The sequence below is a fragment of the Mesorhizobium sp. M2A.F.Ca.ET.067.02.1.1 genome (assembly GCF_004023285.1).
Lineage (GTDB): Bacteria > Pseudomonadota > Alphaproteobacteria > Rhizobiales > Rhizobiaceae > Mesorhizobium.
In genome coordinates this window covers 1-4,816 of record NZ_RZSB01000468.1, presented here as the reverse complement: position 1 = coordinate 4,816, position 4,816 = coordinate 1, and the positions used below count along the sequence as shown (strand labels likewise).

At 64.6% G+C, this 4,816-nt stretch carries 5 protein-coding genes; 1 reads left to right on the top strand and 4 read right to left on the bottom strand.

The window, feature by feature from the left end; translation table 11 throughout:
• On the bottom strand, nucleotides 1-687 hold a 687-nt coding region (locus EOA28_RS25240; RefSeq protein WP_128315404.1), incomplete at its 3' end, for a phosphatidylserine decarboxylase.
• 180 nt (nucleotides 688-867) lie between these two features.
• On the opposite strand from EOA28_RS25240, the gene EOA28_RS25235 reads away from it, so the two are divergent.
• Complete coding sequence (locus EOA28_RS25235) at nucleotides 868-1,761, top strand: SMP-30/gluconolactonase/LRE family protein (RefSeq protein WP_128315403.1); 894 nt, start codon at nucleotides 868-870, stop codon at nucleotides 1,759-1,761.
• On the opposite strand, the gene EOA28_RS25230 is transcribed toward EOA28_RS25235, so the two are convergent.
• The 3 genes from EOA28_RS25230 to EOA28_RS25220 form a co-directional block, all read right to left on the bottom strand.
• Nucleotides 1,737-2,078 carry an antibiotic biosynthesis monooxygenase gene (locus EOA28_RS25230; protein WP_127253545.1) on the bottom strand — a complete coding sequence of 114 codons (342 nt, stop codon included), beginning with the start codon at nucleotides 2,076-2,078 and terminating at the stop codon, nucleotides 1,737-1,739. The two genes, EOA28_RS25235 and EOA28_RS25230, sit on opposite strands and share 25 nt — an antisense overlap.
• Before the next feature lie 259 nt (nucleotides 2,079-2,337).
• On the bottom strand, nucleotides 2,338-4,221 hold the full coding sequence (locus EOA28_RS25225) for an ABC transporter ATP-binding protein/permease (RefSeq protein ID WP_127253544.1): 1,884 nt from the start codon (nucleotides 4,219-4,221) through the stop codon (nucleotides 2,338-2,340).
• A complete protein-coding gene (locus tag EOA28_RS25220; protein WP_128315402.1) occupies nucleotides 4,221-4,556 on the bottom strand; it encodes a metalloregulator ArsR/SmtB family transcription factor in 336 nt (111 codons plus the stop codon). The genes EOA28_RS25225 and EOA28_RS25220 overlap by 1 nt, the downstream gene beginning before the upstream one ends.
• Between the last annotated feature and the right edge of the window lie 260 nt (nucleotides 4,557-4,816).

The following is a 4,816-nucleotide window of genomic DNA, read 5'->3' as shown; positions in this document are numbered from 1 at the left end:
GACCAGGGGCGTGACCGCCGTGCCGCCGAATTCGGCAAGCACGGTCTCGCCGCCCACAGCCGTCTGGCCGACCGCGACGCGCGGCACGGCGCCTGTCGGCAGGAAGACGTCAACGCGCGAGCCGAAGCGGATCAGGCCGAAACGCTCGCCGATGGCGATCGAGCCGCCGGCCTCGGCCCAGCAGACGATGCGACGCGCCACCAGCCCGGCGATCTGGACGGCAGCGATGGTGCCGTTCGGGCTGTCGATGACCAGGCCGTTGCGCTCGTTCTCGGCGCTTGCCTTGTCGAGCTCGGCATTGAGGAATTTGCCGGGCTTGTGCTCAATGCGCGTGATCCGCCCACGCACCGGAGCGCGGTTGATGTGGCAGGAAAACACGTTCATGAACACCGAGATCCGGGTCATCTCGCCCGGGCCCAGGCCAAGCTCACTCGGCGGCACGGCCGGCCCCACCGCCGAGATCACGCCATCGGCCGGGCTCACGACCAGCCGGTCGTCGACCGGCGTGACGCGCTCGGGATCGCGGTAGAAATAGATGCACCATGCGGTGAGGATCAGCCCGATCCAGAACAGGACCGAGGAGAAATAGCCGAGAAACAGCGTCGCCGCGGCGAAGGCGGCGATGAAGGGATAGCCTTCGCGGTGGATCGGAACGAACGTATTCTTGACCGAGTCGAGAAGCGTCATAGGGCTTGGGGGCGGTCCCTGTTTCAGGTTGCGCCTCAATAGCCGAAAGCCCCCCTCCCCGCAACGCAACAATGGGGGATGTGAGGAAGCCAACATCGCTGCTGATTCCAGCATTGACTGTCGGAACCTCGCGACCTCATCCGTCCTAAGGCTGGAGAACCCGCCAACGGAGCCAGCCAAATGCCGTCATCGAGCAGCGCCAGGAAAGCCAATATCATCACTGAAGGCCTTGCCTTCGGCGAGTCGCCGCGCTGGCATGATAGCCGGCTCTGGCTCTGCAACTGGGGCACCGGCGAGGTCGTCGCCGTGGACGAGGGCGGCACAAGCGAGGTCATGCTCAAGGTGCCGGCCGTCCTGCCCTATTCGATCGACTGGCTGCCCGATGGACGATTGCTTGTCGTTTCCGGGCGGGAGGGGCTTCTGCTGCGGCGGGAAGCGGATGGAACGCTCGCCACCCATGCCGATCTCCGAGGCCTGTCGAAAAACCCCTGGAACGAAATTGTCGTCGATGGGCGCGGCAACATCTACGTCAATGGCGGCGGGCCGGCGCCGGCGCCGGGCGAGCATTTCGGACCGGGCACGATCGTGTTGATCAGCCCGAACGGGGCGGTGCGGCAGGTCGCCGAGGATCTTGCTTTCGCGAACGGCATGGCGGTGACGCCGGACCACCGGACGCTGATCGTCGCCGAATCCCATGCCAATCGATTGACGGCCTTCGACATCGCTGAAGAAGGCGGCCTTTCCAAGCGGCGCGTCTGGGCCGATCTCGGCAACGACTATCCTGACGGCATCTGCATCGATGCCGAAGGCTGCGTCTGGTATGCCGATGTGCCGAACCGGCACTGCGTCAGGGTGCGCGAAGGCGGCGAGAAGATCGACCAGCTCGAGGTCGATCGCGGTTGCTTTGCCTGCATGCTGGGCGGAGCCGACGGCAGGACGCTGTTCGTCCTCGCCGCCGAATGGCGCGGTTTCGAAAACATGGTGAGCGACGCCCGCACCGGTCAGGTGCTGAGCATCGCTGTATCCGCGCCGGGAGCCGGATGGCCTTCTTACACCTCCGGCACGCGCCGATAGTTGGCGATGTCGGCCTTGACGCCGAGCCGCGCGATGGTTTCCTGCGCGCTGAAGGCGATGCGTTCATGGGCGGCCTTGACGATCGGCACCACCTTGTCGATTGCCGCCTGGCTTTCCCACTCGACCATGGTGACGATGTTGAACTCGCCCGGGCCGGAGAATTGTTCGAGCAGGAAATCCTGCACGAAGGCCTCCTGCCGGCGCAGCAGTTCATGCGTCATGAAGACCTTGCTCAGGATTTCGTCGCGCGCCTCGGCCGGCACGACGAATTTGTCGACCCGGAACACGCTGCCGGTGGGGTGATTGTTGGTGCTCATTTCGATCTGTCTCCGATTTGGAAGGTTGCCTGGCAGGTGGCTCGGAGACGGTTTGCAAGCTCAAGATAGGTTGAGGTCAAGGGGGGATTTAGCGCCAACTTCTCCTTCTCCCCTTGTGGGAGAAGGTGGCCGCGAAGCGGCCGGATGAGGGGTGCTCCAGGGGAATGAGGCGTTGGCGTTCCCTGGAACACCCCTCAACCGTCTCGGCGCTGCGCGCCGATCCACCTTCTCCCACAAGGGGAGAAGGGGAAGCCGGCTCCTAGCTCACCTCCGCAGTCCTTCTGCGCACGATCACCCCAAGCTCGTCGCTTTCCCGCGCGATGCGCAGGCGCTCTTCGGCTTCGGTCGCTTCGCGCTGGCGGTCCCACATCGAGGCGTAGAGGCCGTGTTTGGCCAGCAGCGCCGTGTGCGTGCCGCGCTCGGCGATCTGGCCGTCCTTGAGCACGATGATCTCGTCGGCCGAGATCACCGTCGACAGGCGGTGGGCGATGACGATCGTGGTGCGGCCCTTGCTGACGAGGTCGAGCGCCGCCTGGATCTCCTGCTCGGTCTGGGTATCCAGCGCCGAGGTCGCCTCGTCGAGCATCAGGATCGGCGGCGCCTTGAGGATGGTGCGGGCGATCGCCACGCGCTGCTTTTCGCCGCCCGACAGTTTCAGGCCGCGCTCGCCGACCATCGACTTGTAGCCTTCGGGCAGCTTGTCGATGAACGGGCCGATCTGGGCAAGCTCGGCGGCCTTGCGCACCTCCTCCTCGCTGGCGCCGACGCGGCCATAGCGGATGTTGTAGGCGATGGTGTCGTTGAAGAGCACCGTGTCCTGCGGCACCATGCCGAGCACGGCGCGCAGGCTCTCCTGAGTGACGTCGCGGATGTCCCGGCCGTCGATCAGCACCTGGCCGCCCTGCACGTCGTAGAAGCGGAACAGAAGCCTGGAAATGGTCGACTTGCCGGCGCCGGAGGGGCCGACGATCGCCACCGTCTTGCCGGCCGGAACCTCGAAGGAGACGCCTTTCAGGATCTTGCGGTTAGGATCATAGGAGAAATGCACGTCGCGGAACTCGACCTTGCCGGGGCCGACCCTGAGCGGCTTCGCGTCCGGCTTATCGACGATCTCTTGGCGAACGTCGAGCAGGTCGAACATATGCTCGATGTCGGTCAGGCCCTGCCGGATCTCGCGGTAGATGAAGCCGATGAAATTGAGCGGCACCGAAAGCTGGATCAGCATGGCGTTGATGAAGACGAAGTCGCCGACGCTCTGCGTGCCGGCCTGCACCTCCAGCGCCGACATGCACATGACGATGACTGTGCCCAGGCCGAAGATCAGGCCCTGGCCGAAATTCAGCCAGCCGAGCGATGTCCAGGTCTTGGTCGCGGCGATCTCGTAGCGCGCCATCGAGTGGTCGAAGCGCTCGGCCTCCATGCGCTCATTGGTGAAATATTTGACCGTCTCGAAGTTCAAGAGCGAGTCGATCGCCTTGGTGTTGGCGTCGGTATCGCTGTCGTTCATGTCGCGGCGGATCGAGATGCGCCAGTCGCTGGCCTTGACCGTGAACCAGACATAGAGCCAGACGGTGACGGCGACCACGGCGACATATTTCCAGCCATAGGTGAAGGCGAAGATGCCGGCCGTCAGAGCGAATTCGAGGATGGTCGGCGCCGTGTTCAGCATGATGAAGCGCACGATCGTCTCGATGCCCTTGGTGCCGCGCTCGATGATGCGCGACAGGCCGCCGGTGCGGCGCTCCAGATGGAAGCGCAGCGACAGCTCGTGCATGTGGACGAAGGTGCGGTAGGCGAGCTGGCGCACCGCATATTGGCCGACGCGGGCAAATAGCGCGTCGCGCAACTGGTTGAAGCCGAGCTGGACCAGGCGCAGCACGTTGTAGGCGATGACCAGCGCCACGGGCGCGAGCAGGAAGGACGGCAGCGGCGGCGGGGTCTTGGAGGCATGGGCCAGCGCATCCGTCGCCCATTTGAAGAAATACGGGCCGGCGACCAAAGTGAGCTTGGCGACGACCAGAAGCAGCGTCGCCCACGTGACACGGGCTCTGAGATCGGCTCGCTCGGCCGGCCACATATAGGGCCAGAGATTGCGCAATGTGGTGAGGGTGCCGGCTTCGGCGGATACGGTCTTTTCGGCCACTAGTCTTGCCTTTTGGGTAAACTGCCGGGGCAGCAGGAAGCAATGAGTTGGTTGAGCGAGGCGGAGACGCCCGCAAGCGCGGTATGGTCGACCGCGTAGCGCGAGCGCTGGCGGTCGGTCTCGAAGCGGACGAGCCCCGCCTCGACCAGGACCTTCAGGTGCTGCGAAACGGTCGACTGGGCGAGATCGAGATGATCGACCACCTCACGGCACGAGCAGCATGAGCTGGCCGCAAGATGTTTCAGGATCTCGATGCGCGCCGGATGCGAGAGCGCCGCCAGGCGCAGCGCGATGGCGCGGCTGTCGGCGCAACGGCTTTCGGGGGATTCGGTCATCGTCCATCGCCGATAGACGATGGAGGATGAGAGGGCAAGCTAGGCGGATGGGTAGATTGAGGTGAGGCGCCCGCCATTCGCGTTCGTCATCCTAGGGCGGAGCGCCGCGCAGCGGCGCGGCGCAGACCCGAGGATCCTGTGTGTTGGTTCTGGTGTATGGTTGAGGTGGGAAGGAGACCGAGTGGATCGTGGTCGTCCTTTCGGACAGGCCGTGGCATGGCCCGGTCCCTTCCCACCGGTGAACCATCAACCTGAACAGT